28 protein-coding genes are annotated in these 26,045 nt (G+C 68.5%); 17 read left to right on the top strand and 11 right to left on the bottom strand.

What is annotated here, in order from left to right:
* On the top strand, positions 1 to 669 hold the full coding sequence (locus tag ASD05_RS28270) for a phosphoribosyltransferase (RefSeq protein ID WP_056599805.1): 669 nt from the start codon (positions 1 to 3) through the stop codon (positions 667 to 669).
* A complete protein-coding gene (locus ASD05_RS28265; protein WP_056599802.1) occupies positions 666 to 2,000 on the top strand; it encodes an erythromycin esterase family protein in 1,335 nt (444 codons plus the stop codon). The genes ASD05_RS28270 and ASD05_RS28265 overlap by 4 nt, the downstream gene beginning before the upstream one ends.
* A 4-nt stretch (positions 2,001 to 2,004) precedes the next feature.
* Here ASD05_RS28265 and ASD05_RS28260 read toward each other — a convergent pair whose 3' ends face one another.
* Both ASD05_RS28260 and ASD05_RS28255 read right to left on the bottom strand, forming a co-directional pair.
* On the bottom strand, positions 2,005 to 2,610 hold the full coding sequence (locus ASD05_RS28260) for a L,D-transpeptidase (RefSeq protein WP_235508136.1): 606 nt from the start codon (positions 2,608 to 2,610) through the stop codon (positions 2,005 to 2,007).
* Between the two features lie 51 nt (positions 2,611 to 2,661).
* Positions 2,662 to 2,967, bottom strand: coding sequence for a hypothetical protein (locus tag ASD05_RS28255; RefSeq protein ID WP_056599798.1), 306 nt, complete (start codon positions 2,965 to 2,967; stop codon positions 2,662 to 2,664).
* A gap of 282 nt (positions 2,968 to 3,249) precedes the next feature.
* On the opposite strand from ASD05_RS28255, the gene ASD05_RS28250 reads away from it, so the two are divergent.
* From ASD05_RS28250 to ASD05_RS28235, 4 genes are all read left to right on the top strand, one after another.
* Positions 3,250 to 3,585, top strand: coding sequence for a hypothetical protein (locus ASD05_RS28250; RefSeq protein WP_056599795.1), 336 nt, complete (start codon positions 3,250 to 3,252; stop codon positions 3,583 to 3,585).
* 72 nt (positions 3,586 to 3,657) lie between these two features.
* Positions 3,658 to 4,095, top strand: coding sequence for an Hsp20/alpha crystallin family protein (locus ASD05_RS28245; RefSeq protein WP_007832946.1), 438 nt, complete (start codon positions 3,658 to 3,660; stop codon positions 4,093 to 4,095).
* Positions 4,096 to 4,140: 45 nt separating this feature from the next.
* The gene (locus tag ASD05_RS28240; RefSeq protein ID WP_056599792.1) at positions 4,141 to 4,548 is read left to right on the top strand and encodes an Hsp20/alpha crystallin family protein; all 408 of its coding nucleotides are present in this window, start codon (positions 4,141 to 4,143) and stop codon (positions 4,546 to 4,548) included.
* Between the two features lie 122 nt (positions 4,549 to 4,670).
* Entirely contained in the window at positions 4,671 to 8,819 is a 4,149-nt protein-coding gene (locus ASD05_RS28235) for a CheR family methyltransferase (protein WP_056599789.1), read from the top strand.
* A 16-nt stretch (positions 8,820 to 8,835) separates the two neighbouring features.
* Here ASD05_RS28235 and ASD05_RS28230 read toward each other — a convergent pair whose 3' ends face one another.
* From ASD05_RS28230 to ASD05_RS28220, 3 genes are all read right to left on the bottom strand, one after another.
* Entirely contained in the window at positions 8,836 to 10,986 is a 2,151-nt protein-coding gene (locus tag ASD05_RS28230; protein ID WP_056599785.1) for an amylo-alpha-1,6-glucosidase, read from the bottom strand.
* A 3-nt stretch (positions 10,987 to 10,989) separates the two neighbouring features.
* Positions 10,990 to 12,072, bottom strand: a complete 1,083-nt coding sequence (locus tag ASD05_RS28225) for a glycosyltransferase family 4 protein (protein ID WP_056599782.1) — start codon at positions 12,070 to 12,072, stop codon at positions 10,990 to 10,992.
* 111 nt (positions 12,073 to 12,183) lie between these two features.
* Positions 12,184 to 12,651, bottom strand: coding sequence for a low affinity iron permease family protein (locus ASD05_RS28220; RefSeq protein ID WP_056599780.1), 468 nt, complete (start codon positions 12,649 to 12,651; stop codon positions 12,184 to 12,186).
* A 267-nt stretch (positions 12,652 to 12,918) separates the two neighbouring features.
* Here ASD05_RS28220 and ASD05_RS28215 point away from each other — a divergent pair, with 267 nt between their 5' ends.
* The 3 genes from ASD05_RS28215 (at position 12,919) to ASD05_RS28205 (ending at position 15,166) form a co-directional block, all read left to right on the top strand.
* A complete protein-coding gene (locus tag ASD05_RS28215) occupies positions 12,919 to 13,287 on the top strand; it encodes a hypothetical protein (RefSeq protein ID WP_157610323.1) in 369 nt (122 codons plus the stop codon).
* Between the two features lie 70 nt (positions 13,288 to 13,357).
* Positions 13,358 to 14,485 carry a glycosyltransferase family protein gene (locus ASD05_RS28210; protein WP_056599773.1) on the top strand — a complete coding sequence of 376 codons (1,128 nt, stop codon included), beginning with the start codon at positions 13,358 to 13,360 and terminating at the stop codon, positions 14,483 to 14,485.
* A gap of 180 nt (positions 14,486 to 14,665) precedes the next feature.
* Entirely contained in the window at positions 14,666 to 15,166 is a 501-nt protein-coding gene (locus tag ASD05_RS28205; RefSeq protein ID WP_056599770.1) for a ferritin-like domain-containing protein, read from the top strand.
* A gap of 76 nt (positions 15,167 to 15,242) precedes the next feature.
* On the opposite strand, the gene ASD05_RS28200 is transcribed toward ASD05_RS28205, so the two are convergent.
* A complete protein-coding gene (locus tag ASD05_RS28200) occupies positions 15,243 to 16,115 on the bottom strand; it encodes an SDR family oxidoreductase (protein ID WP_056599930.1) in 873 nt (290 codons plus the stop codon).
* Positions 16,116 to 16,448: 333 nt separating this feature from the next.
* Between ASD05_RS28200 and ASD05_RS28195 the strand changes: the two genes are divergently transcribed.
* Positions 16,449 to 16,787 carry a four-helix bundle copper-binding protein gene (locus ASD05_RS28195; protein ID WP_056599767.1) on the top strand — a complete coding sequence of 113 codons (339 nt, stop codon included), beginning with the start codon at positions 16,449 to 16,451 and terminating at the stop codon, positions 16,785 to 16,787.
* Between the two features lie 80 nt (positions 16,788 to 16,867).
* On the opposite strand, the gene ASD05_RS28190 is transcribed toward ASD05_RS28195, so the two are convergent.
* Entirely contained in the window at positions 16,868 to 17,572 is a 705-nt protein-coding gene (locus tag ASD05_RS28190; RefSeq protein ID WP_082572471.1) for a DUF4142 domain-containing protein, read from the bottom strand.
* Between the two features lie 168 nt (positions 17,573 to 17,740).
* On the opposite strand from ASD05_RS28190, the gene ASD05_RS28185 reads away from it, so the two are divergent.
* On the top strand, positions 17,741 to 18,166 hold the full coding sequence (locus tag ASD05_RS28185) for a CBS domain-containing protein (protein ID WP_056599758.1): 426 nt from the start codon (positions 17,741 to 17,743) through the stop codon (positions 18,164 to 18,166).
* A gap of 37 nt (positions 18,167 to 18,203) precedes the next feature.
* Here the strand turns inward: ASD05_RS28185 and ASD05_RS28180 are convergent, their stop codons facing one another.
* The gene (locus ASD05_RS28180) at positions 18,204 to 18,500 is read right to left on the bottom strand and encodes a hypothetical protein (protein WP_056599755.1); all 297 of its coding nucleotides are present in this window, start codon (positions 18,498 to 18,500) and stop codon (positions 18,204 to 18,206) included.
* Between the two features lie 85 nt (positions 18,501 to 18,585).
* Complete coding sequence (locus ASD05_RS28175; protein ID WP_082572469.1) at positions 18,586 to 19,206, bottom strand: UdgX family uracil-DNA binding protein; 621 nt, start codon at positions 19,204 to 19,206, stop codon at positions 18,586 to 18,588.
* A gap of 228 nt (positions 19,207 to 19,434) precedes the next feature.
* Between ASD05_RS28175 and ASD05_RS28170 the strand changes: the two genes are divergently transcribed.
* Entirely contained in the window at positions 19,435 to 20,058 is a 624-nt protein-coding gene (locus tag ASD05_RS28170) for an isochorismatase family cysteine hydrolase (RefSeq protein ID WP_056599753.1), read from the top strand.
* Here the strand turns inward: ASD05_RS28170 and ASD05_RS28165 are convergent.
* Both ASD05_RS28165 and ASD05_RS28160 read right to left on the bottom strand, forming a co-directional pair.
* The gene (locus ASD05_RS28165) at positions 20,046 to 20,390 is read right to left on the bottom strand and encodes a PRC-barrel domain-containing protein (RefSeq protein ID WP_056599750.1); all 345 of its coding nucleotides are present in this window, start codon (positions 20,388 to 20,390) and stop codon (positions 20,046 to 20,048) included. The genes ASD05_RS28170 and ASD05_RS28165 overlap by 13 nt on opposite strands.
* 158 nt (positions 20,391 to 20,548) lie before the next feature.
* The gene (locus ASD05_RS28160; RefSeq protein ID WP_056599745.1) at positions 20,549 to 20,773 is read right to left on the bottom strand and encodes a hypothetical protein; all 225 of its coding nucleotides are present in this window, start codon (positions 20,771 to 20,773) and stop codon (positions 20,549 to 20,551) included.
* Between the two features lie 287 nt (positions 20,774 to 21,060).
* Between ASD05_RS28160 and ASD05_RS28155 the strand changes: the two genes are divergently transcribed.
* The 5 genes from ASD05_RS28155 (at position 21,061) to ASD05_RS28135 (ending at position 26,035) form a co-directional block, all read left to right on the top strand.
* Entirely contained in the window at positions 21,061 to 21,834 is a 774-nt protein-coding gene (locus tag ASD05_RS28155; protein WP_056599925.1) for an enoyl-CoA hydratase/isomerase family protein, read from the top strand.
* 137 nt (positions 21,835 to 21,971) lie between these two features.
* Positions 21,972 to 22,613 carry a TetR/AcrR family transcriptional regulator gene (locus ASD05_RS28150; protein ID WP_056599741.1) on the top strand — a complete coding sequence of 214 codons (642 nt, stop codon included), beginning with the start codon at positions 21,972 to 21,974 and terminating at the stop codon, positions 22,611 to 22,613.
* Between the two features lie 103 nt (positions 22,614 to 22,716).
* Positions 22,717 to 23,688 (top strand): Bug family tripartite tricarboxylate transporter substrate binding protein, encoded by a 972-nt coding sequence (locus tag ASD05_RS28145; protein ID WP_082572458.1) that lies wholly within the window; start codon positions 22,717 to 22,719, stop codon positions 23,686 to 23,688.
* Between the two features lie 42 nt (positions 23,689 to 23,730).
* Positions 23,731 to 24,930, top strand: coding sequence for an acyl-CoA dehydrogenase family protein (locus ASD05_RS28140; RefSeq protein ID WP_056599731.1), 1,200 nt, complete (start codon positions 23,731 to 23,733; stop codon positions 24,928 to 24,930).
* A 4-nt stretch (positions 24,931 to 24,934) separates the two neighbouring features.
* A complete protein-coding gene (locus tag ASD05_RS28135; RefSeq protein ID WP_082572456.1) occupies positions 24,935 to 26,035 on the top strand; it encodes an acyl-CoA dehydrogenase family protein in 1,101 nt (366 codons plus the stop codon).
* The last annotated feature ends 10 nt before the right edge of the window (positions 26,036 to 26,045 follow it).

Below are 26,045 nucleotides of genomic sequence, written 5' to 3'. Positions count from 1 at the left end.
ATGTTCCGGGACCGCGTCGATGCGGGCCGCCAGCTCGCGACGCTGCTCGGCCAGTACCGCGACGTGCCGGATGCGCTCGTGCTGGCGCTGCCGCGCGGCGGCGTGCCTGTCGGTGCGGAAATCGCACGGGCACTGAATCTCCCGCTCGACATCATGGTGGTGCGCAAGCTGGGGCTTCCCGGCCATGAGGAATATGCGGCCGGGGCGATCGCCGCGGGCGGCGTGCGCGTGATCGGCGAGCCCTGGGCCGACCTGACGCTCGTCTTCGAACGTGAGCAGCGGGAACTGGCGCGCCGCGAACGCGCCTACCGCGGCGGCCGGGCGCCTTGCGACCTGGGCGGCAAGACCGTCATCCTGGTCGACGACGGCCTCGCCACCGGCCTGTCGATGCGCGCGGCGATCATCGCGGCGCGTTCGCTCGGCGCGGCGAAAGTCGTTGCCGCGGTGCCGGTCGGCGAAGCCATGGCGTGCCAGGCGCTGGCGCAGCCCGCGACGGCGAGCGAGTTCGCGGGCCGCAGCGACCTCGAGCGCATGGGCTCGCGTGCGGACGAGGTGGTCTGCATGCACATGCCCGACCCCTTCCATGCCGTGGGCGCGTGGTACGGCGTCTTCGATCCGCCCAGTGACGACGAGGTGCGCGACACCCTGGCTGCGTGGAGCCGTCCATGAGCGACCTCCATGCCATCGAGTCCATCCGCGCTGCGGCCGTGCCGCTGGAGCGGGATGCACGGCACGCGTCGCTGCGCGCCTGGATGGGCGATGCCCGCGTCGTGCTGCTGGGCGAGGCCTCGCACGGCAGCCACGAGTTCTACACGGAGCGCGCGCTGATCACCCGCCTGCTGGTGGAGGAGCACGGTTTTCGCGCCGTGGCGGTGGAGGGCGACTGGCCCGATGCGTACCGCGTCAACCAGTACGTGCGCGGCCGCGGCGGCGATGCTTCCGCGCGCGAGGCGCTCGGCGGCTTCCAGCGCTTCCCCGGCTGGATGTGGCGCAACACGCCGGTGCTGGATTTCGTCGCATGGCTGCGCGCGTTCAACGACGGCCGCGACGCCGCCCACCAGTGCGGCTTCTACGGCCTCGACATGTACAGCCTGCATGCCTCGATGGCGCAGGTGCTCGCCTACCTCGACCGGCACCGGCCCGAAGCCGGCAGGCTGGCGCGCGAGCGCTATGGCTGCTTCGACCGCTTCGGCGACGACAGCCAGGCGTACGGCATGCTCACCGGCCTGCGCGGCGCCGAGGGCTGCGAGGACGAGGTGGTCGCGATGCTCGTCGACCTGCGGCGCGCCGCCGCGAATGCCTCGGGGGGCAGCGACGTCGAGGCGGCTTTCGAGGCCCGGCAGAACGCGCTCGTCGTGAAGAACGCCGAGGCCTACTACCGTGCGATGTACTCGCGCAGCGTATCGTCGTGGAACCTGCGCGATCGTCACATGGCCGAGACGCTCGAGGCGATAGAGCGGCACCTGGGCGGCTCCGGCGAGCGGCCGCGCATCGTGGTGTGGGCGCACAACTCGCATGTGGGCGATGCGCGCGCCACCGAAGCGGGCAGGACGCGCGGCGAGCTGACGCTGGGGCAGCTGGTGCGGGAGCGCCTGGGCCGGGACGCGTTTGTGGTCGGCCTCACCACCCACGCAGGCACCGTGACCGCAGCGTCCGACTGGGACAGCCCACCCATGCGCAAGGCCGTGGTGCCTTCGCTGCCCGGCAGCGTCGAGCGCCTGATGCACGACACCGGCATCGGACGGTTCGCGCTCCGGCTGGATGGCGAAGGCACCGGCCCCGGCAGCATCGACGCGCTGCATGCCTGGCGGCTCGAGCGCGCCATCGGTGTGATCTATCGGCCCGAGACCGAACGCCAGAGCCATTACTTCCATGTGGAGGTGGCGCGCCAGTTCGATGCGCTGGTCCATCTCGACCACACCAGCGCGTTGGTGCCGCTCGACGGTGCGCAGGCGCACGGCGGCGCCGACGTGCCGGAGACCTTTCCCTCGGGCAAGTGAGGGCTCAGGGCTTCTGGTTGGGGTCCATGAAGGAAAACCTATGTTCGACCGTCGTCGTCTCCGGAAGCACGTACACGAGGCCCTTGCGGTTTCCGAACAGTGGCTTCACCTGTTGGTCGTAGAAGCGCGCCGGCACGTTGACGCATCCGTAGGAGATGCGGTTGTCCTCGATGCTGGGCGAGGCGAGGCGCTCCAGCCGCCGTTCCGACTTGTTGGCCGTTCGCACGCGATGCATGGAGACCGCAGCGTCGTAGTCGATCCAGACCACGTCTTCGCCTGCCGCATTCACTCCCGGTTCGGTGACGAAGCGGCCCGCCGGCGTCGTTCGCTCCTCGGGGCGTATGTCTTTCATCGCACGGGTGCCGATGCCCGGCACCGAATCGTCGCCCTTCGCCGCGCCCAGCAGCACCGGCGAGGTGGCGAGCAGGCGGGCGTCTTTGTCGAACACGAACAGGCGGGCGCCTTTCTTGTCGATGACGGCGAAGGGGGCCGCCCCGTTGTCGCCCGAAGCCACTGCCGCAAGGGCCACCTGCTGCGCGGCCGCAGGCTTGCCGGCCGCGCAGGCGGGTGGCGCCATCGCCGCGCATGCGGCGGCCAGCAGCAGGGCCAAGGCTGGCGCCGGGCTGCCGGTCAGGCGATGAATGCCGGGGTGTGCCACCGCTCAGTTGCGATCGGCGCGCGCCGCACGCATGGGCCGGGTGTCGTTCGACGCAGCCATGTTGGTCGTGTCGGTGCTGCTGCTGCTGCTGGGCGTGGTCGCGGTGCTGCTAGGCGGCGTGGACGTGGCCGCGCCTGTGCTGCTCTGGGGCAGGGTACCGGTCGTGCCCATCGAGCCGCCCGCGGGGCTCTGCTGCCCGGCTGCGGTGGCGGGATTCGCGGGGGCGGTGGTAGGCGGCGTGCCCTGTGCGAAAGCCGAGCCGGCCAGCGCAAAGGCGGTCGCGGCCAGAAGCGTAGAGAAGCGTGTCATGGAAGTCTCCTGAGGGTGAGGGTTGTTGCGAAGGTGCTTGGTCCCACGTGTCGGCTTCGCCGCCGGAACTTCGCCGGCCGCCGGGCTGACGCAAGGAACGCTAGGCGCCGCGGGGCCGCGCCGGGTCAGCGTCCTGCGACGTCCCATGTAGGAAGGAGACAGCGAAAACGCGGGGCGCGCAGCGCCGCAGATCGGCTGTCGATTTCCCCTCTTGAAATCCTGGCGAGTGAAACTATGTTGACTTCCGTTGGAACCTGGTCAAACCGAAAAGGAGGCACTCAAATGACCATGAACCTGCTGAGGCAAATCGCCACCTCCCGCCTGCCCGTGTCCTTCTACCGGACGGAGGACATCGACAGCGTCCGGCTGCTTCGGGCCGCGGGCCTCGTGGTGGCCCTGGTGCCGTCGCCCTCCGACCCCATCGCGCTTGCGGGCACACCTTCCGCGGCGCAGGTGCTCGCCATCACCAGCAAGGGGCGGGAAGAACTGGCGAAGTTCGACTATCCGGTGTCCCGCCCGCCGCGCTGGCGCTTGCGGATGCCGCGAATCAAGACGCTCGCGCGCGCCGGTCCGACGGCGCCGCCCCCGCCCCACCGCGAATCGAGCAGGCTCCAGTAGCGCCTGGAGCGTGGGGGCGCACGCCGCCGGTTTTTCGTTGTTCTGCATTCAACTTCTTACGGAGGTTTCGCCATGTATCGATCCTTGTTTCCTCGCGACATCTTTGCGGAGATGGACCGCCTGCAGCGCGACGTGCAGCAGGCTTTCGACCTGTCTCCCTCCATCCGCGGCATTGCCTGGAACGGCTTCCCCGCGCTGAACGTGGGCAGCACCCCGCAGACGCTGGAGATCTATGCGTTTGCGCCGGGCGTGGACCCCTCTACGCTCGAGGTCAACCTCGAGCGCGGCCTGCTGACCATCTCCGGGGAGCGCAAGAGCGCGCTCCCCGAGGAAGGCGACAAGGCCGCGGTGCACATCAACGAGCGTTTCGAGGGCGCATTCCGCCGCGTCATGACGCTGCCGGAAGACGCCGACCCCGACGCCGTGAATGCCCGCATGAGCGATGGCGTGCTGCACATCACTGTCCAGCGGCGTGCGTCCGCGCAGCCGCGCCGGATCGCCATCCAGTAGCGAGCCGGAGGAACCCCGAACGAACCGAACGAAAGGAGCCACATCATGAAACGCGATCTCCAGACCTCGTCGGCCGCCGAACAGGGCGAGCTCGCACGGAGGGATTCGTCTCGCCATGCCGAGGCCGCGCTGACGCCGGCCGTCGACGTGATCGAGGACAGCGGCGGCATCACGCTCTATGCCGACCTGCCCGGCGTGACCCGCGACAAGCTGAACCTCCATGTGGAAGCCGCGACGCTGACCATCGAAGCCGAGTCCAGCCTGACAACGCCCGAGGGGCTCAACTCCAGCCACACGGAGGTGGGCCTCGCGAGGTTCAGGCGGGTGTTCACGCTGAGCAAGGAGCTTGACACCCAGAACGTCACCGCCGAACTGGCGCAGGGCGTGCTGCGGCTGCGGATTCCGAAGGCTGCGCACGCGAAGGCGCGGCGCATCGAGATCCAGGCCGCCTGAGAGCTTGCACGGCGCCCCCGCTCCCCACGGCGGGCGCCGCGCAGGGAATGTTCGTACCGGGGTTGCCGGACTTGGGCGCAAAATCGTTGCTCCCGAATGCCGCACTTTCCCTGCGAGCCCGAATGCCCGATTCCCAGACCTCCGGTGCCCCTGCGCCTTCCTCCGAGCCCGCGACGCTGGCGCCAAGTTCGCTGAGCTTCCCTGTCGTCGGCCTTGCCGGGTCGGCCGGCGGAATGGAGGCGCTGATGCGCTTCTTCGAGCACATGCCGGAGCGGCCGGGCATGGCCTTCGTGGTGATCCTGCACTTGTCGCCGGACCATGAAAGCAGCGCCCCCGCGATCCTGCAGCGCACGACGGCCCTGCCTGTGGCCCAGGCGGCCGGCACGATGCCGATCGAGGTCGATCACATCTACGTGATTCCGCCCGGCGTCGAACTGACGATGAACGGCGGCAACCTGCAGGTCACGCAGAGCGAGCGGCCCTATGGACGCGCAACCGCGGCGGACGTCTTCTTCCGCACGCTGGCGCAGGTGCACCGCGAGCGCGCGGTCAGCATCGTCCTGTCGGGCACCGGCAGCGACGGCGCGGTCGGGCTCACCCGAATCAAGGAGCACGCGGGCCTGACCATGGCCCAGTCGCCGGAGGACGCGACCTACGGTGGAATGCCGCTGGCCGCCATCGCCACCGGCATGGTCGACTTCGTGCTTCCGGCCGACCAGATGGGCGAGCGGCTGGTCGATGTATGGCGCAACGCGCGCCACATCCAACTTCCGCACGCGTCCGAGGTGGGCGCTTTGGTGGAGGAGCCGGAAGGCCCTGCCTCGTCGCTGTTCGCCGAGAAGGCGCTGCAGGAGGTCATGGCGCTGCTGAAGACCTACACGCGGCACGACTTCCTCCACTACAAGCGCGCCACGGTGCTGCGCCGCATCGAGCGCCGGCTGCAGGTGAACCGGCTGGCCGACCTGCCGGCCTACCGCGACTTCCTCCGGGAGCATCCGGAGGAGGCCGCGCCGCTGTTGCAGGACATGCTGATCAGCGTGACCAACTTCTTCCGGGACCGCGACGCCTTCGAGGCATTGTCCGGGGAGGTCATCGGGCCGCTGGTGGAGCGCAAGCAACCGGGCGAGCAGCTGCGGGTCTGGGTGGCGGGATGCGCGACCGGGGAGGAGGCGTACTCCATCAGCATGCTGCTGCGCGAGCACGCCGACCGGTTGTCGAAGCCGCTGGACATCCAGGTCTTCGCAACCGACGTCGACGAGCGCGCCATCGCCACGGCCCGCAAGGGCGTGTATGCGCAAGGCATCGCGGCAGACATCGCGCCTGGCCGGCTGCGGCAGTACTTCCTGAAGGACCGCGACCAGTTCCGCGTGTCGGCCTCGGTGCGCGAGCCGGTGCTCTTCGCGCAGCACAACCTGCTGAGCGATCCGCCGTTCTCCCGGCTCGACATGATCTGCTGCCGCAACCTGCTGATCTATCTCGATCGCGACGCCCAGGCCCGCGTGCTCGGGATGTTCCGCATCGCGCTCAAGCCGGGCGGCTTCCTGTTCCTCGGCACCTCCGAGTCGACCGACGCGGCCGCGAACCTGTTCACCGCCGTCGACAAGCGCCACCGCATCTTCCAGGTCAACCCCGAGCTTCTGCCCGCACGGCACGTGCCGGTGATCAGCGAGGCACCGCCCGCGCTGCCGACCGGCCCCGTCATGCAGGCACTGCGCGCATCCAGGCGCAACGGCGGCGAACGGCCCAGCCTCGCCGAGCTGCACCAGCGCGCGCTGGAGCAGTTCTCGCCGCCCAGCGTGCTGATCGACAGCGACCACAACGTGCTTCATCTGTCCAACGGCGCCGGGCGCTTCCTCGAGCGCGCGAGCGGCGAGCCCTCGGACAACCTGCTGAACAACGTGCGCCCGGACATCCGGCTCGAACTGCGCACTGCGCTGTTCAAGTCGGCGCAGTCGTCGCGCAGCGTCGAGGCGCGGCTCGTTTTGCGCCAGGAAGACGGCCGGCAGGTGTTCCTGAACATCACCGTGCGACCGGTGCAGCAGGAGCCGGGGAGCAGGCAGCTGATCCTCGTGGTCTTCGACGAGACCGAGGAGAGCACGCGGCCGGACGATGGCGCACCGCCCGATGCCGCGCGCGAACAGTTGATCGCCCAGCTCGAGGAGGAAATCAGGCAGCTCAAACTCCACCTGCAGGACACCATCGAGAGCTCCGAGACCTCGACCGAGGAACTGAAGGCCTCGAACGAGGAGCTGCAGGCCATCAACGAGGAACTGCGTTCGGCCAGCGAGGAACTGGAGACGAGCAAGGAAGAGCTCCAGTCGATGAACGAGGAGCTGGTGACCGTCAACTTCGAACTCAAGGTCAAGGTCGAGGAATGGGAGCACATCAACGACGACCTGCAGAACCTGATCGCCTCGGCCGAGATCGCCACCGTGTTCGTCGACCGGAGCATGCACATCAAGCGCTACACGCCGCATGCGAGCAACCTCTTCAACCTGATTCCCTCGGACCTGGGGCGCTCGCTGTTCGACATCACGACCCGGCTCGACTACCCCGAGCTGGCCGAGGACACGGCGTTGGCCTTCAGGGAATTGCGCGCGAGCGAGCGCCACGTGAAGAGTGCCGACGGGCGGCATTTCCTCGCGCGCATCCTTCCATACCGGACGGCCGAGGACCGGATCGAGGGGGCCATCCTCAACTTCTTCGACATCACCGAATTGCGGACCGCGGAAGAGCGCGTGCGTGCGGGCGAGGAGCGGCTGCGACGGGCGGCCGCGACGACGAGCGACTTCGCCATCATCACCGCCGACCCGCAGGGCATCGTCACCAGCTGGAATCTCGGCGCCGAGCGCATCTTCGGCTACGGCGAGGCAGAGATGATCGGCAGCCCGATCGCGACCATCTTCACACCCGAGGACCGCGCGCACGGCGTACCCGAAGCGGAAATGCGCAACGCGGCGCAGTCCGGCCGCGCCGAAGACGAGCGCTGGCACCAGCGCAAGGACGGCACGCGCTTCTTCTGCAGCGGCGTGATGACGCTGCTGGACGACAGGGCGGGAGGCGGCTTCGCCAAGATCGCGCGGGACATGACCGGCACCAAGCGGCATGAGCTTGCGCTGGACCATCTGCTGGTCAAGGAAAAAAAGGCGAGCCTGAACGCACAGATGGCCAACGAGCTGAAGGACAGGTTCCTCGCGGTGATGTCGCACGAGCTGAAGCAGCCGCTCAACCTGATCCAGATGAACGCGGAGCTGCTGCTGCACCTGCCGGTGGCCACGGAAAGCGCCAAGGTCCGGCGGGTGAGCGAGACCATCAAGCGCGCCGTCGGCAGCCAGACCCGCATCATCAACGACCTGCTGGACCTCTCGCGCATCCGCACCGGCAAGTTGCGGCTGAACCGGGTGCGCGTCGACCTGGGCGAGATCGTGCAGGCTGCCGCGAATGCCGCCGTTGCAGCCGCGCCCGAGAAGAAGCTGGTGCTGGAGACGCACTGCGAGCCGGGCATCGAGTGCCATGGCGACCGGGTGCGCGTGGAGCAGATCGCCTGGAACCTGCTGAGCAACGCCGTCAAGTTCACGCCCGCGGGCGGGCGCATCTGTGCCCGCGTGGAGGCCGAGGGCGAATTCGCGAGGCTCACCGTGACGGACAGCGGCTGCGGCATCTCCGGCGAGTTCCTGCCGCATGTGTTCGGCATGTTCAACCAGGCCGTCGACGAGGCGGCGCCGTCCAACGCCGGGATGGGCATCGGCCTGGCCCTGGTGCAGGAACTCGCGCATGCCCACCAGGGGCGGGTCAAGGCGTTCTCGGCCGGCATCGGGAACGGGTGCGAGTTCAGTGTATGGCTTCCGCTCGAAGGCAAGGGCGCCGAGCAAGCGGCAACGCAGGCACAGGCGCAGGCCGGGGTCGATTTCAAAGGTTGGCGCGTGCTGGCGGTGGACGACTACGCCGACGCGCTGATTCCGTTCGCGGAGGTGTTGCGGCTGGAAGGCGCAACCGTCGACGTCGCGGAGAGCGCCAGGGAAGCGCTGGACCTGCTCGAGAAGAACACCTACGACCTGCTCGTGTCCGACCTCGGGATGCCGCAGATGGATGGCTTCCAGCTCATCGCGGAGGTGCGCCGCCGGCCCGCAACGCGCGAGCTGCGCTCGATCGCGATGTCGGGCCTGGGCCGGCGCGCGGATGTGCGCCGCGCGCTCGAGGCGGGCTTCAATGCGCACCTGCCGAAACCGGCGTCGATCGACGAGCTGAAAACCATCGTCGGCGGGCTCTAGACACCCGTCGCGGGCGTCAGAGGCAAAGCTCCACCTCGACGTGCGGGCCGCGCGGCGGCGATTCCGCCGAAACCACGATGCGGTTGCCGATGCGCTGGAACCTCAGGTCCACAAGGCCCTGGCCGACCTTCAGACGCTCCACGCGCAACTGCTCGATGTTCGCCGGCAGGCGCGGCTGCACGATGCGCACCTTGTTGCGGATGCCGTCGATTTCCACGCCCAGGCAGGCCTGGACCAGCATGAACGCCGAACCCGCCGCCCACGCCTGCGGCAGGCATGCGACCGGGTAGGCCACGGGGGCCTGGCCGGGCTGGCGATTGAAGCCGCAGAAGAGTTCCGGCAGGCGCATGCCGAAATGCGCGGCGGACTCGAAGAGCTCGTCGAGGATGCGCATCACGCCCTCGCGCTCGCCGTACCGCGCCAGGCCGGCCGCGCACAGGGCGGTGTCGTGCGGCCACACCGAGCCGTTGTGGTACGACATGGGATTGAAGCGCACGGCCTCCGTGGACAGCGTGCGAACGCCCCATCCGGAGGTGAACGAGGACGACATCAGCTGCCGCCCCACCGCCGCGGCACGGTCCTGGTCCGGCAGGCCGAAGAACAGCAGATGGCCGGCGTTGGAGGCGCGCACGCGGCAGGGCATCCCCAGGCCGTCGACGGCCAGTGCATAGAACTGCTGGTCCTCGAGCCAGAAGCATCTCTCGACCGCCTCGAGCACCGCCTCGGCGCGCCGGCGCCAGCGCACCGCGGCCGCGTCGCCGCGCCATTCGGCCATCGTCGACATCGCAAGGAACGCGTCGTACGCGTAGCCCTGCACCTCGACCAGCGCGATGGGCCCCATGGGCGTGCGCCCGTCGGCGTGGAAGATCGAATCGTGGCTGTCCTTCCAGCCCTGGTTGACGAGGCCGCTGGCCTCGCCGCGCTGGTAGGCCAGCAGCCCCTCGGGGTGGCGCGCCATGTTGCGCTCCATCCAGTCGCAGGCGGCGCACAGCGAGGGCCAGATGCGCCCGATGGCGGCGTGGTCGCCGGTGCGGCGCGCATAGGCGCCCGCGAGCGCCACGAACAGCGGCGTGGTGTCGACCCCGCCGTAGTACTCGCCGAAGGGCAGCTCGTCCACGGCGGCCATTTCGCCCTTGCGGGTCTCGTGCATGATCTTCCCCGGCTCGGAGTCGCGGAAGGTGGAGGTCTGGCGCGCCTGTCTCGCCGCCAGGAAGGTGAGCACGCCCTCGGCCAGCCGCGGATCGATCCACAGCGTCTGGAACGAGGTCACGATCGCGTCGCGACCGAAAGGCGTGGAGAACCAGGGGATGCCGGCGTACGGATAGGGCCCGGTGGGCAGGTCGGTGGTCAGCAGCGCCAGGTCGGCGCGCGAGCGCTCCAGCCATGCCTGGAACAGGCGCCCCGAACTCTGCAGGCGGGCGCCCCTGCGCTGCCGCGCGCGCATGCGCCACCGTGCGAGCGTGCAGGCTTCGCGAAAGCGCTGCGGCGTCGGCCGCGCGGGCTGCTCCCCCACTTCGACATGCAAGGTCCATTCGCCATGCGCGGCGAGCCGCACATCGAATTCGGCGCTGCCGGCGTCCATGCTGCGCGGGATCATGGAGAAGTCGACGCAGGCGCTGCGCAGGAGGGTGTCGAGCCCGCGATAGCGAAGCGTCGCGCCGTCGGGGCGCACTTCGGGGGCGTCGAAGTCGCCGCGCCGGGCACGGCGCTGCCCGCGCACCTCGAACATGTCGCGGAAGTCGGCACCGAAGCGCAGGCCCAGCGGCACCTGGGCCGCCTGCTCGCCGTAGTTCACGAGCCGGATGCGTTCGAAGAGGCGGGCGTTCCACAGGAAGCGCTTGCGCTCCAGGTGGATCACGCCCTGCGGCATCGACGTCGAGCCGAGCACGGGCAGCGGATGGTTCGTGAGGTTCGCGACGAAGAACACGTTGTCCTGGCTCACACCGCTGGAAAGCAGCGATGGCCGCTGCGCGTCGAGGCTCAGCGTGAAGGTTGAGAGCATGCGCGTGTCGTTGTGGAACAGGCCGTCGACGCCTCCGCCCACGTCGCCTAGCGCGTCCATCACGAAATAGGTGTCGCCTTCCTTCAGGACGAAGGCCTGCTGCACGGCGCGCTCGGTGGCCGGCTCGGCCTGGTCGGCGGCAGTGGCTTCTGCATCGGTGCTCATGTCTCAGGCTGCTTTCTGGAGAACCGGCAGCGGCGGCTGCTTCTCCGGCATGGGGCTGCCGCCGCCCGCGAGGCGCGCATAGAGTTCCAGGTAGGCAGTTGCCATGGCGCGCGCGGAGAAGCGGCTGTCGAAGGCCTGCCGCACGAGGCGGCGGTCGAGCCGGTCGATCTCGTGCACCGCCGCGACGGCCTGCGCCTCGCTCTCGACGATCACGCCGCTCACGCCGTCCTCGACGATCTCGGGCACCGATCCGCAGCGCCAGCCGATCGCCGGCGTGCCGCAGGCCATGGCTTCGATCATCACGAGCCCGAAGGGCTCCGGCCAGTCGATGGGAAACAGCAGCGCCCGCGCGCCGCCGAGGAAGGCGGCCTTGTCCTCGTCGCCGATCTCGCCGATGAACTCGACCAGCGGGTCGTCGAGCAGGTGGCGGATCTCCTGCTCGAAATAGTGCCGGTCGGCGGGGTCCACCTTGGCGGCGATGCGCAGCGGCAGGCCCGCCTTCCTGGCGATCGAGATGGCGCGGTCCGGCCGCTTCTCGGGCGAGATGCGGCCGAGGAACGCCAGGTAGCCGCCCGTGCCCTGTCCGAATGCGTAGGCCGATTCATCGATCCCGTGCGGCACGTTCGCGAGCCAGTTGGCGAAGGGCAGGGGGCGGCGCTGGTGGCGCGAGATCGATGCCAGCGGATACCTGTTCCAGCGCATGTAGGCCTCGGGCAGGTCGGCGATGTCGAGCCGCCCGTGCAGGGTGGTCAGCGTGCGCTCGGCCATGTCCTCGAAGAACGGGAAGTGCACCAGGTCGACGTGGAAATGAAGCACGTCGAACTCGCCGGCGCGGCGCCGAACCTCGTGGAGCATGGTCAGGTGGCTGGCCAGGTCCGACTTCAGCGGCGCGGGGTCCAGCCGCAATGCCCGGGCGCGCATCGGCACCACCTTCGCGCGGCTGCGCGCATCGGCGCAGGCGAACAGCGTGACCTCGTGGCCGAGGTCCGCCAGCGCATTGGCAAGGTGCGCGACGACTCTTTCAGTGCCGCCATAAAACCTGGGCGGAACGGCTTCGTAAAGTGGCGCAATCTGCGCGATCTTCATTGTCAAGACGATCTCCTCGAAAGGGATGAATGAACAAGGAGCGCGGCGGATACGGATGCGGGCTGCAGGGGCAGGGCCTGCGGCCCATTATTCGGTCTCGGCCGCTCGAATTCAAGGTCCGCCCATACCGCGATTCCGGCCATCGGCCACCTCCTCGCGCTCGACTTCGGGCACGCCCGCGTGGCCGCGCCTGCGGCGTTCGGCGAGCGCGCGATCCAGCGTGGCCTGGCTCTGTCTCGCAGCAGCCTCGCACTTCTGGTGCAGCACGACGAGTTCCTTGTCGGTGAGCTTCTCGATGCCCATGAATTCGTCCTGCGCGTCGGACGAGCGGATGAGTTCGTCGAGCTTGGTTTGCAGTGCCAGGCCGTCGCGGTTCTGGGTGTTCTGGATCAGGAACACCATCAGGAACGTCACGATCGTCGTACCGGTATTGATGATCAGCTGCCAGGTCTCCGAGAAGCCGAACATGGGCCCCGTGGCGGCCCACACCACCACCACCGCGACGCAGAGCAGGAAGGTCGTCGGGCTCCCTGCAATGCGCGCGACGTGGTTGGCGAACGAAGCGAACAGTCGGTCCATGGGCGTATTCCTCCTGGGGCACCGATGCTGGTTGCGCCGGCCCCGTGGAGGCGTCGTCCGGAAGCGACGGCCACCGCGTCCCGGAATCCCGTCTTTGCGTCGGAGCGCGCCCATATCGGGCGGGCTTTTTTTCCCGTCGCGCCCGTGTGGCCGGCCCTAGTCCGCCGCTCCTACAGGCGCTGCCCCCGGGCTCCCACACACGGCCCTGCGGTGCTTGGATAGACCGGCAGTCTGATCCGCAGCCGAACCATATCCAGGAGTCCTTCCATGAGCACCCCCACTACCAGCAGCACCCCGGACGAGGACCGCGCCTTCCGTTTCCCCACGTCGGAGGATCACTCCGCTCCACCCGTGCACAGCGGCGGGACGTCGCCTGCCCGGGCCGTGACCGAGATGCCGCACGAGGACGCGATCGACCACGGCATCGAAGAGTCGTTCCCGGCGAGCGATCCGGTGTCGGTGAGCGTGTCGAAGTCGATGCCGGTGTCCGCGGCGCCCGCACCGGCGCGCGCCACCGCGCAGCGCACGCCGCCCCGCCCGGAGATGCCGGGGCTGGCAGCGGGCATCGCCGTGGCGGGAGGCGCCCTGGCGCTGGCCGCCGCGGCGGGCTATCTCGCGGCGCGGCGCAGGCACTGAGGAAGGCCGGGGTCCGTCGATCCCGTTGCTTCCACCGTCCAACAGCAAAACAGCAAAACAGGGAGATTTCATGCGCTTCGTGATGTTCTGCCATTCGCTCGTTTCCGATTGGAACCATGGCAATGCTCACTTCTTGCGCGGCATCTGCAGCGAGCTTGTCGCACGAGGCCACGAAGTGGCCGTGTACGAACCGCGCCGCGGCTGGAGCCGGGCCAACCTCGAGGCCGCACACGGCCGCAGGCCTGTGGAAGGCTTCGCGCGCGCCTACCCGGAACTGCAAAGCACGCCGTACGACCGCGCGACGCTCGACCTCGATGCCGTGCTCGACGGTGCGGACGTCGTGCTCGTGCACGAATGGAACGAGCCTGCGCTGGTGCGCCGCATCGGCCTGCATCGGCGCGACGGCGGCCGTTATCGCCTGCTGTTCCACGACACGCATCACCGCGCGGTGACGGACGAAAAATCCATGGCCGCCTACGACCTCGCCCACTACGACGGCGCGCTGGCCTGCGGCGATGTGATTCGCGACCTGTACCGCAGCAAGGGCTGGGCACGCGATGCGTGGACGTGGCACGAGGCCGCGGACGTGCGGCGTTTTCATCCACGCCCCGAGGTGGCGCGCACCGGCGACCTGGTGTGGGTCGGCAACTGGGGCGACGACGCGCGCGTGGCCGAGCTCGACGAATTCCTGCTCGGACCGGTGCGCGACCTCGGGCTGAAGGCCCTGGTGTATGGCGTGCGCTACCCCGATCCCGCGATCGACCGCCTGAGCGGGGCCGGCATCGAGTACGGTGGATGGATCGCCAACTACAAGGTGCCGCTCGTGTTCGCGCGCCACCGGGTGACGGTGCACTTGCCGCACCGGCCCCACGTGGAAGCGCTGCGCGGCGTTCCCACCATCCGCATGTTCGAGGCGCTGGCATGCGGCATTCCACTGGTGAGTGCGCCCTGGCACGACACCGAGGCGCTGTTCACGCCGGGCCGCGATTTCCTCGTCGCGAACGACGGCACCGCAATGCGCCACCATCTGCGCGACGTGCTCGGGGACCGCGAATTCGCCGATTCGCTGGCGCAGCACGGCCTTGCCACGGTGCTCGCCCGCCACACCTGCGCGCACCGCGTGGACGAGCTGTTCGCCATCCTCGCGCAACTCGATCCGGGCGACTCCTCCATTTCCGCGGGGAGGCTGGTTGCATGAAGCGGCGGTTCCCGCCCGCGGGATGCTGCGCCTCGGAGAAGGCTTACAGCCGCCATCGGGTGTAGACGACACGGGCCGCACGCGAGCGGCACACGATGAAGCTTCATTGCAGTTCTTCCTTTTCCTTTTCTTCAACCCCGCCGGCGCCGCGGTTGCCCGGCATTTGCATGGAGCGATTTCATGACCAGCTACGCCCACACAACCAACGGCACCACCACCAGCGTCATTCCCAACGACCAGGTCGTGGACGTGCTCGACGATCTCCTGGAAAACACGCGCGACGGCGAGTACGGCTTCCGCGCCTGCGCGGAAGAGGTCGACTCGGCGCAACTGAAGCAGGTGTTCCGTGAGCGCGCCGCCCAGTGCGCCAGCGCTGCATCGGAACTGGCGGGGCTCATCCGGCAGTACGGAGGCGAAGTCGATGACGGCGGCACGGTCGCCGGCGCCATGCACCGCGGCTGGGTGCACGTGAAGGGCAAGGTCGGCGCGGACAGCCCGCTGTCCATGCTGGAGGAATGCGAACGCGGCGAGGACGCGGCGGTCGCGCGCTATCGCAAGGCACTCAAGCAGGAACTCCCGGCGGACGTGCGTGCCGTGGTGCAGCGCCAGGCCGACGGCGCCAAGCGCAACCACGACCAGATCAAGTCCCTGCGCGACCAGATGCGCAGTGCCAAGGCCTGAGCTGCAGTCATGCGAAGAGCCGCCCCGGCCTGCTGCGCGCATGCGGCAGACCGGCAGGCGGCCTTCGCGCCGCGCCTCAGATGAAGGGCACCCCGCCCGTCACCGGAATGGTGGCGCCTGAGATGTAGCTTGCCTGGTCCGAGGCGAGAAGCACGTACACGGCCTGCAGCTCGGCCGGCTGGCCGGGTCGCTTCAGCGGCGTCTGGCTGCCGAATTCCCTGACCTTGTCGGGCGGCATCGTGGAAGGAATGAGCGGCGTCCAGAATGGACCGGGCGCCACGCAGTTCACCCGGATGCCTTTTTCGGCGAGCAGTTGCGCCATGCCCCCGGACATGTTCTGGATCGCGCCCTTCGTGGCCGCGTAGGCCACGAGGGTCGCGTTGGGCTTGTCGGCGTTGACCGAGGCCGTGCTGATGATCGAGCTGCCCGGCTTCATGTGCGCGGCCGCTGCCTTGCTGAGGAAGAAGGGGGCGTAGACGTTGGTGCGGAAGGTCCGGTCGAACTCTTCCTCGGAGATCTCGTCCAGCGACTTGTGGCTCATCTGGAATGCCGCGTTGTTCACGAGCACGTCGAGCTTGCCGAAGCGTTCGATGGCCGTGTCCACGAGCCGCCGGCAGTGCGCTTCCTCGCGGATGTCGCCCGCCACGCAGACGCAGCTGCGCCCCGTACGCTCGACCCATTGGGCAGTGACGCGCGCATCTTCCTCTTCTTCGGCCAAGTAGGAGATGAGCACGTCGGCGCCCTCGCGCGCAAAGGCGAGCGCGACGGCGCGCCCGATGCCGCTGTCGCCGCCCGTGATCAGCGCGGCCTTGCCCTGCAGCTTGCCGCTTCCCACGTACGAGTTCTCGCCGGAGTCGGGCGGCGGGTCCATGCGGGACTGGAGTCCGGGCGGCTGCTGTTCGGGGGTGGAAAACGGCGGGCGCGGCGCCGCTTTGCGTGGGTCGGTCATGTGCATTCCTTTCGAGGTGAAAGGGGTGTTCTTCATCCGCCCGTGTCGCAAGAATGTAGGAGCGCTGCGCTTTTTCGATGCAGGCGAAGGAGCCGGCAACCGGCAACTGCGAGCCCGGTTTTTCGACGGCAGCCGACCCCTGCGTCCGCATCTGTCCGACATGGCGCGCGCCGCGCGCGCCGAACCTTGGCTTGGCCCGGACGACCGGAGCTCGCGATGGCCGATTTCCGGAAGTGCACCAGGAAGCGCGCCGACCGATGCACCCCGGGAGCCCGGGCCCCGCCCGTTGCGCGCCGCAACGGATCTCTTGCCGCAACGCAAGGAAGGACTCTGATGACCCAGGAACTCTTCGATCGATGCATTGCCGCGTGCAATGCCTGTGCCACTGCATGCGGCCGCTGCGCGGCGGCATGCCTGCGCGAACCGGACGTGAAATCGATGGCCGCCTGCATTGCGCTGGACACCGACTGCGAGGCCATGTGCAGGCTCTGCGCATCGCTGATGGCCCGCGGCAGCGTGCACGCCAGAGCCGCCTGCCGGCTGTGCGCCGAGGTCTGCAGTGCCTGCGGCGACGAATGCGCCGGCCATGACCACGATCACTGCCAGGCGTGCGCGACGGCCTGCAGGAGTTGCGCGCAGGAGTGCCGCAACATGGCGGCGAGCGCACCCTGAGGACGTCGCGGCGCCGCCATGCCGGGCGAAGCACTCTTTGCAGAGGCCGCTCGGCACTGGGGCATGCGCGACGTGTTCTGCTATTTCGACAAGGCGTACTGCAGCTGCTTCTGAACGATCGGGAGCAGCTTCACGGCCAGGGCCTTCAGCTCCGGGTCCTTTGCCGTCGACTGGGTCTTCTGCAGCAGCTCGACGGTTGTCTTGTGCTGGCCGAAGCCGGATTGCGACATGTACTGCCGGTCGAAGGCGGCGCCCTTGAGCACCTTGAGTTCGGCAAGGGCGACGGCGTACCGTGCGCCCGGAACCGAAGGCAGCCGGATGTTCTTTTCCCTTGCGAAGAGTTCGGTCTCTTTCATGGCCTGCGTGTGGTTGTCGACCATGGTCCGCGCGAACTGCCGGATCTGGTCGCTCTGCGCTCTCTCGAGGGCGAGCTGGCCCGATTCGATCTCCGCCAGATTGGCCTCGGCAATGTCGCGCAGCAGGGCGCTGTCGGCCGGATCGAGCTGCCCGGTGGCGGCCTGCGCCTCGATGGCCGGCGCGTCGGCGGCGACCAGGATCTGGTGGCGTTGCGAATGCGTTGCCATCGACGAGGTCAGCAGCACTGCCAATATCGCCAACGTGCCGAGAACATGAAGGTGGAACGGGCGGCGGTGGTGGATGAGGATTCGATGTCGCCGTATTTGCATGCGAGCCTCCTGCAACACTTGGACGAGGCCATCGTAGGGATCCTCTCGCGCGAGCGCACGACGCCACCCCCCCATGCGGATGTAGGCAGTCGCCGCCAATGGCCGCCGCGGCTGTGAAGGTCCGGCCGCCGGGTTGTTCGCCGCTGTCCTACAGACCGCATGCGGGATGGGCCTAAGTTGAACGGATGCGTGGAATGCGCTGCAACTCCACGTGAGGTGCGGTTAGCGCGTGCGCGCCGTTTCTGGTTCTTTTCACAGGAGTTTCAAATGCACAAGATCAAGGACGTCATGAGCAAGGACGTGAAGGTCGTTCACCCCGATGCGACGCTCATCGAGGCCGCGCAGTCCATGCGCGACGGCGACTTCGGGATGATGCCGGTGGGCGAGGACGATCGCATGATCGGAACGATCTCCGATCGCGACATCGCCATCAGGGGCGTGGCGGAAGGCCTGGACGGCAAGGTCAAGGTCCGCGACGTCATGTCGTCGGGTGTGCAATGGGCCTATGACGACGAGCCCGTCGAACGCGCGGCGCAGCTCATGGCCCAGCACCAGGTTCGGCGCCTGCCGATCGTGAATCGCGAGAAGCGGCTCGTGGGAATCGTGGCCCTCGCCGACGTCGCGGTGAAGGAGCGCAGGGTCAAGCCGGCCGCCGAGGCGCTGTGCGGGATCTCCGAGCCGGTGCACGCCTGAACGCGCCCGCATCGGGTCTCGCGGCGGGGCGAATCGTTCAGAACTCGCCCTGTCCCCCGGTGCGGTCGTGGACCCACCGCATGGCCTGCTGCTCTCCATGGCGCAGCGCCTCGGCCTCGCTTGCATAGGCCGCGTTGTCCGTGTCGACAGGAAGCCGGGCGTCTTTTTCTCCCGGCTCGTCCGGACGGCAGAACACGACCGGCCTGTAGAGGCCGCCATCGATGCGCTGGGTGCCGCAGGAAACGATCCATCCGCGGTATGCGAAGGTGAGAAGCCGATCGACGACGTCGCTCGAGTCGGGTGTGCCCGGGGAGCCGGGAATGCTGGCAGTCATGGAAGTCCTTCGGGGTCGAAACTGGGCAGTCTTCAATCTGCAGGATTCGTGGGCCATGCGTGTGAGAAACGGCCCACCGCTCGTGTCAGTCCTTCGCCTTGCGCGGCAGCGCCACCCCCAGGTCCTTCAGCCACGCCTGCCAGGCCTCGTCGCGTTGACGAGGGTCGCCGCGCAGCAATGCGGAGGGGTGCAGGGTGACCAGCACGGGCCGTCCCGATGGGTCGTCGTGCCAGCGGCCACGCTCCTTCGTCACCGCCACCTGCCGTCCGAGAAGTGCGCGCGCTGCCGTGGCGCCCAGGGCGACGAGGGCAGGGGGCCGCACGAGATCGATCTCGTCCTGCAGCCAGTGATGGCAGGCTTCCGCCTCGCGCTGGCCCGGCGTCTTGTGCATGCGCCGCTTGCCGCGCAGCTCGTACTTGAAATGCTTGACCGCATTGGTCACGTAGAGTTCTTCGCGCGTCCAGCCCAGTTCGTCCAGCGCCCGGTCGAGGAGCTTGCCGGCCGGGCCGACGAAAGGCCGGCCCTGCACGTCCTCCTTGTCGCCGGGCTGCTCGCCGACCACCATGATGGCCGAGCGAACCTGGCCCTCGCCGCACACGGCCTGCGTGGCGCGCGCACCGAGGGGGCATTCGCGGCATCGGTCGGTCGCCTTCTTCAGCTCGAGCAGCGCTTCGCGCGTGCGTGCGACCGAAAGGCGCGTGGACACGGCCGCCTCTCCTCAGGCGATGGCGGCATCACGCTGCGCAACGAAATCGCTGACGGTACTTTTCATCGGAAGACTCCGGGCTCGTGGTCGATGGCCGGGTGGAAAAAGCCGACGTTCTTCCGTGCGAAAGCGCGGGGCCGCCGCGCTGCGCCGCCATGCGATGTCGGACGAGGCCGCGAATGGCGCGGCCGCTGCGCACACAAGCGCCGCAGATGAAAAAATGGCCGCATGCCTTCCCGATCTGCCGCATCCCCAGGCGTGCTCGCCGACGAAAGCGCCGCGGGCCACACCGCGCTGCTGATCATCGACATGATCAGTTGCTGGGATTTCCCCGATGCGGAAAAGCTGCTCGTGCGCGCTGCGCGGATCGCGCGGCCCATCGCGGCGCTGAAGGCGCGGTGCCGCAAGGCCGGCGTGCCGGTGATCTACGCGAACGACAACCGGGGCCGCTGGCGCTCCGATTTCCGCGCGCTGGTGGACCAGGCGCTGGCGCAGGGCGGCGCCGGTGCGGCGATCGCGAATGCGTTGAATCCCGACGCCGACGACTACTTCCTGCTCAAGCCCAAGCAGTCCGCGTTCTTCGGCACGCCGCTCGAACTGCTGCTGCAGCACCTGGACGCCGATCGCCTCATCCTTACGGGCGTGGCAAGCGACCAGTGCGTTCTCGTGACGGCGAGCGAGGCCGGAATGCGCGACCTCTCGGTGGTGGTGCCGCGCGACTGCGTGGCCTCCCAGTCGGCCAGGCGCAACGACATCGTGCTGCGCCAGCTGAAGGAGTTCCTGAAGCTGCCGATCACGTCCGGCGCGCGGATCCGCCTGGCGGACCCGCGATCGCCGCGTCAGAAGCCGTAGTACTTGTTGATGGTGTCGCTGTATCGGTCGTCGTAGTCCGGCACCTGGTCGTCGGTGTAGCGCGGCGCCTTCTCGAGCGTGGCCTTGTCCAGCGGCACCACGTAGCCGTCCTGAGAGGTGTCGTACTTGAGCATGCTCCACGGAATGGGATAGCGGTCGGTGCCCATGCCGAGGAAACCGCCGAACTCAAGCACCGCATAGCGGACCTGGCCCGTGAGCTTGTCGATCATGAGGTCGTCGATCGAGCCGAGCTTGTCGCCCGATGGGTTGTAGACGCTTGTCCCCTCGACGCGATCCGACGAGATCACGGTGGCAATGGAAGTGGCTGCCATGAATATCTCCTTGACGGCACTTCTGGGAAAGCGCCGGCGTTTGCTTGCAGAGCCCAGGGAGGGGGTGTCGCTCTGCGTGGGAGATGCGTGGATCGGTTGCAGCACTGTCGCGCTGTAGGAGATTCCCCCATCCCGACGGCTGGAGGTTTGCGCGGCAATTACTCCTGTGCAGCCGGTGCCTCGGAGTCCTGCGGCGACGCTTGCTGCGCCTGTTGCTGGCCTTGTGGCGCATCGGCCGAAGTGGTCTCGATGCGCGCGCCATGGCTCCTGGGCACGATGCCTTTGACGAGGTGGCGGGGTACGTGGTGCGTCTTCACCAGCTGCGCGAGCATCTCGCTGCGCGCTGGCTCGCACGCCGGTAGAAACATGTGGAGTGCGCTCATGATGTCGTCCCGTAAATGCCAGGAGAGGAGAGCGGCCGGCCCGGCTGGAGGGCGCGGAGCCTCGGGGTTCGAGGGTGACCTCTGGCATCGGTCGCCGGCATTATGAGCGCCTGAATTGCGCGACGCATAAGCAGCCCGCATCGGCCCCTCTGGCGTAGATGGCTTCGGTGCAGCTGTCCCGACCGCGACCTGTCCTGGGCCGCGGCAGTTGCCAAAAGAGCGCCGTCTGCCTCAAAATAACTTACCGTGCGACAGGTAATATTTTCAAGGACGCCCAAGGAGACATGATGACTTTCAATACGTTGCTGCTCGAGGTCAAGGACCGGATCGCGGTGCTCACGCTCAATCGCCCTCCCGTCAATGCCCAGAACGCCGAGCTGCGCAGCGAGCTGACGCAGGTGTTCGACGAGCTTTCCGACCGCGACGACGTCTCGGTCATCGTGCTCACCGGCAGCGGCAAGACCTTCTCGGCCGGCGCCGACATCCGCGAGCGGCCCAACCTCGGCGCCACGCCCGGCGCCTACGGCCGCCACAACCGCCTGGTGCGCGAGTCGTACTACGCGGTGGTGGAGTGCTCCAAGCCCGTCATCGCGGCCATCAACGGCCCGGCCATGGGCGCGGGCTTCGGCCTCGTGATGGCCTCCGACATCTGGGTGGCGTCGGAGGACGCCTTCGTCTCGATGCCCGAGATCAACGTCGGCCTGGCCGGCGGCGTGACCTTCCTGCAGGAGGTGTTCGGCCGCTCGCGTGCGCGGCGCATGTTCTATACGGGCATGAAGGTCACCGGCCAGGAGCTGTACCGGCTCGGCCTCGTCGAAGCCTGCCTGCCGGCCGACGAGCTCATGCCCTACGCGATGGAGATCGCCGCCGAGATCGCCTCCAAGAGCCCGATCGCATTGCGCCTGGCCAAGGAAGCGGCCCGCATGACGCAGGTGATGCCATCGCGCGATGCCTACCGCTACGAGCAGGGCAACACGGTGGCGCTGTCGAAGACGGAAGACGCGAAGGAAGCGCAGCGCGCCTTCCTCGAGAAGCGCGCGCCCGTCTACACCGGACGCTGATGGCACGCGGCACCAGGGCCTTGCGGCTACATGGTGCGTGCTATTATTTTTTGATCGATTGCGGACCGAGTGCATGGCTGTTCAGCCGCTGCCCCCCGCAAGCTCCCACGCCAAGAATTTCAAGAGGACCTTCGCCCATGGCAACCCAGTCCAACGTCGCCGAGGCGGCAGATCCGGAACGGGGCTCCAGGCGCAAGTCCGACGTGCGCCAGGAGCAGCTGACCGAAATCGCCTGCCGGCTCTTCGCCAAGAAGGGCTACGAAGGCACCTCGCTGCGCGACATCGCCGACGAGGCCAAGATCACCAAGGCCGCGCTCTACTACCACTTCCCCAACAAGGAAGCGCTGTACGAGCGCATCGTGCTGGAGTCGATGCAGGCGCTGGTGGACTCGGTGCGCGAGGCCATGTCCCGCGGCAGGAGTCCGTTGGACAAGGTGCGCCTGTTCATGGAGTCGTCCGCCGACTTCCTGGACCGCAGCCGCAATTCCTGGATCGCGGGCTCCAACGCATTCTGGTCCGGCAGCGAGGGCGATCCGCGCGCGGGGGCCGTCTACCTGCGCGACGAATACGAGCACCTCTTGCGCGACTGCATCGCCGAGGCCATCGCCAAGGGGGAGGTGCGCAAGGTCGACCCCGCCATCGCCGGACGCATGCTGCTGTCGATGCTCAACCACATCTGCCGCTGGCATTCGCCCAAGGGCCGCCTGAGCACCCGTGAGGTGATCGAGCAGTACCTCGACATGGCCTTCGGCGGCCTGCGCGCGACACCAAAGCGCTGAAGCTTGACGACGCTGCGGCGCCCATGCGCGCCGCATCGCCTGGAAGGGTAAACCCGATTCGTAACTTACCGGCCGTTAAGTAAACTTCCTTCGAGATCCAGCGATGCAAGTCCTTCAACGATTCCTTCTCGCGATGTGCTGCGGCGTGCTTGCCGCGGTGCCGGCCATGGCCCTGGCGTTTCCCGACAAGCCGGTGCAGCTGATCGTTCCGTACGCGGCCGGCGGGCTGACCGACAACCTCGCGCGCATCGTCGCCCCGGCGCTGTCGGCGCGCTGGGGCCAGCCCGTGGTGATCGACAACCGCAACGGGGGAGGGACTTCCATCGGCACCGCCGCGGCCGCGCGTGCGCCGGGCGATGGCTACACGCTGCTGCTCACCGCCTTCGGCTACATCGGCAATCCGCTGCTGATGAAGAACCTGCCCTACGACCCCGCCGCGCTGGTGCCGGTCACCATCGTGGCCGACGCGCCGAGCGTGCTGTTCGTGTCGGCCAGGCTGCCCGTGAACACGGTGCCCGAGCTGATCGCCTATGCCAAGGCGAATCCGAAGGGGGTCGTGTTCGCGTCCTCCGGCAACGGATCGAGCCCGCACATCGCCGCCGAGCTGCTGGCCTCGCTGACGGGCATCGACATCGTGCACGTGCCTTACCGTGGCAACGGGCCCGCGCTGAACGACCTGCTGGGCGGCCAGGTGCAGGCCATGTTCGATTCGGCCGCCTCGATGTCCTACGTGCGCGCCGGCCGGCTCAAGGCGCTCGGCGTTGCCAGCGACGCGCCCGTGGCGCGGATGCCCGAGGTGGTGCCCATCGCGCGCTCGGGCGTGCCGCAGCTTGCGGGCTTCGCCGCGGGCGGCTGGTTCGGTTTCTTCCTGCCGAGCAAGACGTCCGCCGAACTGCAGCAACGCATCTACGCCGACCTGCGCGCGGTGCTCGAGACACCCGAAGTGCGCGCGGCCCTCGAGCGCGCCGGCGTGGAGCCGCGCCTCATGACGCAACCGGAGTTCGCGGCCTACCTGCGCGCCGAGCACGACCGCTGGGCGCCGGTGATCCGCGAGCGCCGCATCCAGCTCGACTGAACAAGACCCGATGACCGCTTTCGAAAACAAGCACACCGATACATGACAACGCCAACACAGACCGATCCCTACGCCGCGTTCCGCGAGGAGCTGCGCCAGTTCGCCGCCGAGCAGTGCCCGGAAGAACTCAAGCGCTTCGTGCGCAGCAACCAGAAGATCACGCGCAACGAATACCGCATCTGGCAAGAGAAGCTGTTCGCCCGCGGCTGGGCCGCGCCCAACTGGCCGGTGGCCCACGGCGGCACCGGCTGGGACCTGCAGCAGCGCTACCTGTTCGAGGAGATCACCGCGCAGGCCGATTGCCCGCCGCAGTACCACCACGGCCTGGGCCACATCGGACCGGTGATCCTGCACTTCGGCACCGAGGCGCAGAAGGCGCGCTTCCTGCCGCGCATCCTCGACGGCAGCGAGTGGTGGTGCCAGGGCTATTCGGAGCCCGGCGCCGGCTCCGACCTGGCCTCGCTCAAGACCTCCGCGCGCCGCGACGGCGACCACTACGTGCTCAACGGCCAGAAGATCTGGACCTCGCACGCGCAGGAGGCCGACATGATGTACACGCTGGTGCGCACGTCGAACGAGGGGCGCAAGCAGGCCGGCATCTCGCTGCTGCTGGTGCCGATGAACACGCCCGGCATCGAGGTGCGCCCGATTCCCACCATCGACCACTGGCACCACGTCAACGAGGTGTTCCTCAACGACGTGCGCGTGCCGTGCGAGAACCTGGTCGGCGCCGAAGGCGAGGGCTGGAAGTGCGCCAAGTTCCTGCTCGACCGCGAACGTCTGTCGCCCGCGACCGTGCCGCGGCTGGCGCGGCTCGCCGAGCAGGTCGAGGAGCTGCTGGTGGCACGGCGCGACGCCAATGCCGCAGCCGCTGCATCGCCCAGCTTCCACGTGCTGCTGGAGCGCCTCTATCTCGCGCAGGCCGGCGTGAAGGGCGCACGCGAGATGCTGCTGAGCGCCATCCAGGAAGAAATGCAGGGCACGCTCGCGGCCTCCAAGTCGTCAGCGCTCAAGCTCTACTGTTCGGAGCTCTCGCAGCAGATCATCGGCATCGCGTTCGACATCGCGGGCCCGGCGCACGCGGCGCGGCTGGTGGCCGCCACCGGCGTCGACGCGCAGCAGGATGTCGATCTGCAGCGCGAGCTCGTGCACACCTATCTTTTCTACCGCTCGCGCACCATCGCCGGCGGCACCAGCGAAGTTCAGAAGAACGTCATCGCGCGCGACCTTTTCGGAGCCTGAATCCATGCCATTCCACGCAGAGCCGATGTTCCCCGGCGACCTCTACGACACGACGCTGCGCGTTGCCGCCGCTGCCACCACGACCGCCGATGCCGATGCCGATGCATCGAGCGCAACCTGGCGCCAGTTCCTGGGCCTGGGCTGGCAGGCCGTGCTGGTGGCCGAAGCCAGCGGCGGTGCCGGCGCCTCGCTGGGCGACATCGCCGCCATCGCCGAGGCGGCCGGACGCCACGCGCTGGCCGCGCCGCTGGTCGAACGCTGCGCCGTGGTGCCCACGCTGCTGTCGCACATCAGCGGCAACCCCGCCGCTGAAACGCTGCTGGGCGAGATCGCGAGCGGCGAGGCCTCGGTCTGCCCGGTGCTCGCTGTCGACGACGTGACGCCGGCCGCCCGCCTGCAAGGCGGACGCGTGGTGCTGCAGGGCAGCCTGCGCGGCGCAGACCTCACCGAACCCGTGACGCACCTGCTGGCGCTCGTCGCGCTGGACGGCAAGGACGCGCTGGTGCTGTTGCCGCGCGCCGTGCTGGCCGGCGCCGCACGCAGCTACACGGGCATCGATGCGCGCCACACCACCGACATCGACGTCGAGGGCCTCGCGCTGCCCGAGGCCGCCGTGCTGCTGAGCGGCGCCGCGGTCCGCCCGCTGGTGGACCACGCCAACGCGGTCGGCGCGCTGCTGTCGTGCGCGCAGATGGTCGGCGCCATCGGCGCGATGATCGAGCAGACCATCGAGTACCTCGGCACACGCGAGCAGTTCGGCGTGGCGCTCGCCACCTTCCAGGCGCTGCGCCACAAGGTGGTCGAGATGTACGTGGCCTACGAGAATGTGCGCGGCATGGTGCGCCAGCAGGTGACGGTGCTCGACGGCATGGGCTCTGCGTTGCCGGGGCGCGAGGTGCGGCGCGAACTGGCGCTGGTGAAGCTGTACCTCGCCGTCACAGGCCGCCAGGTCGCGGAAACCGCCATCCAGCTGCACGGCGGCATCGGCATGTCGCGCGAGCTGCCGGCGGCGCGGCTCGCCATGCATGCGCTGGCCTGCAGCCAGCAGTGGGGTGATCGTTTCAGCCAGCTCGACCGGCTCGCCGCCGATGCCGTGCTGCATTGAGGAGCTTGTG

This window comes from Variovorax sp. Root434 (assembly GCF_001426595.1).
Classification (GTDB): Bacteria; Pseudomonadota; Gammaproteobacteria; order Burkholderiales; family Burkholderiaceae_C; genus Variovorax.
Note: the sequence above shows the minus strand (reverse complement) of the source record. Positions and strands in the feature narration are given on the sequence as shown.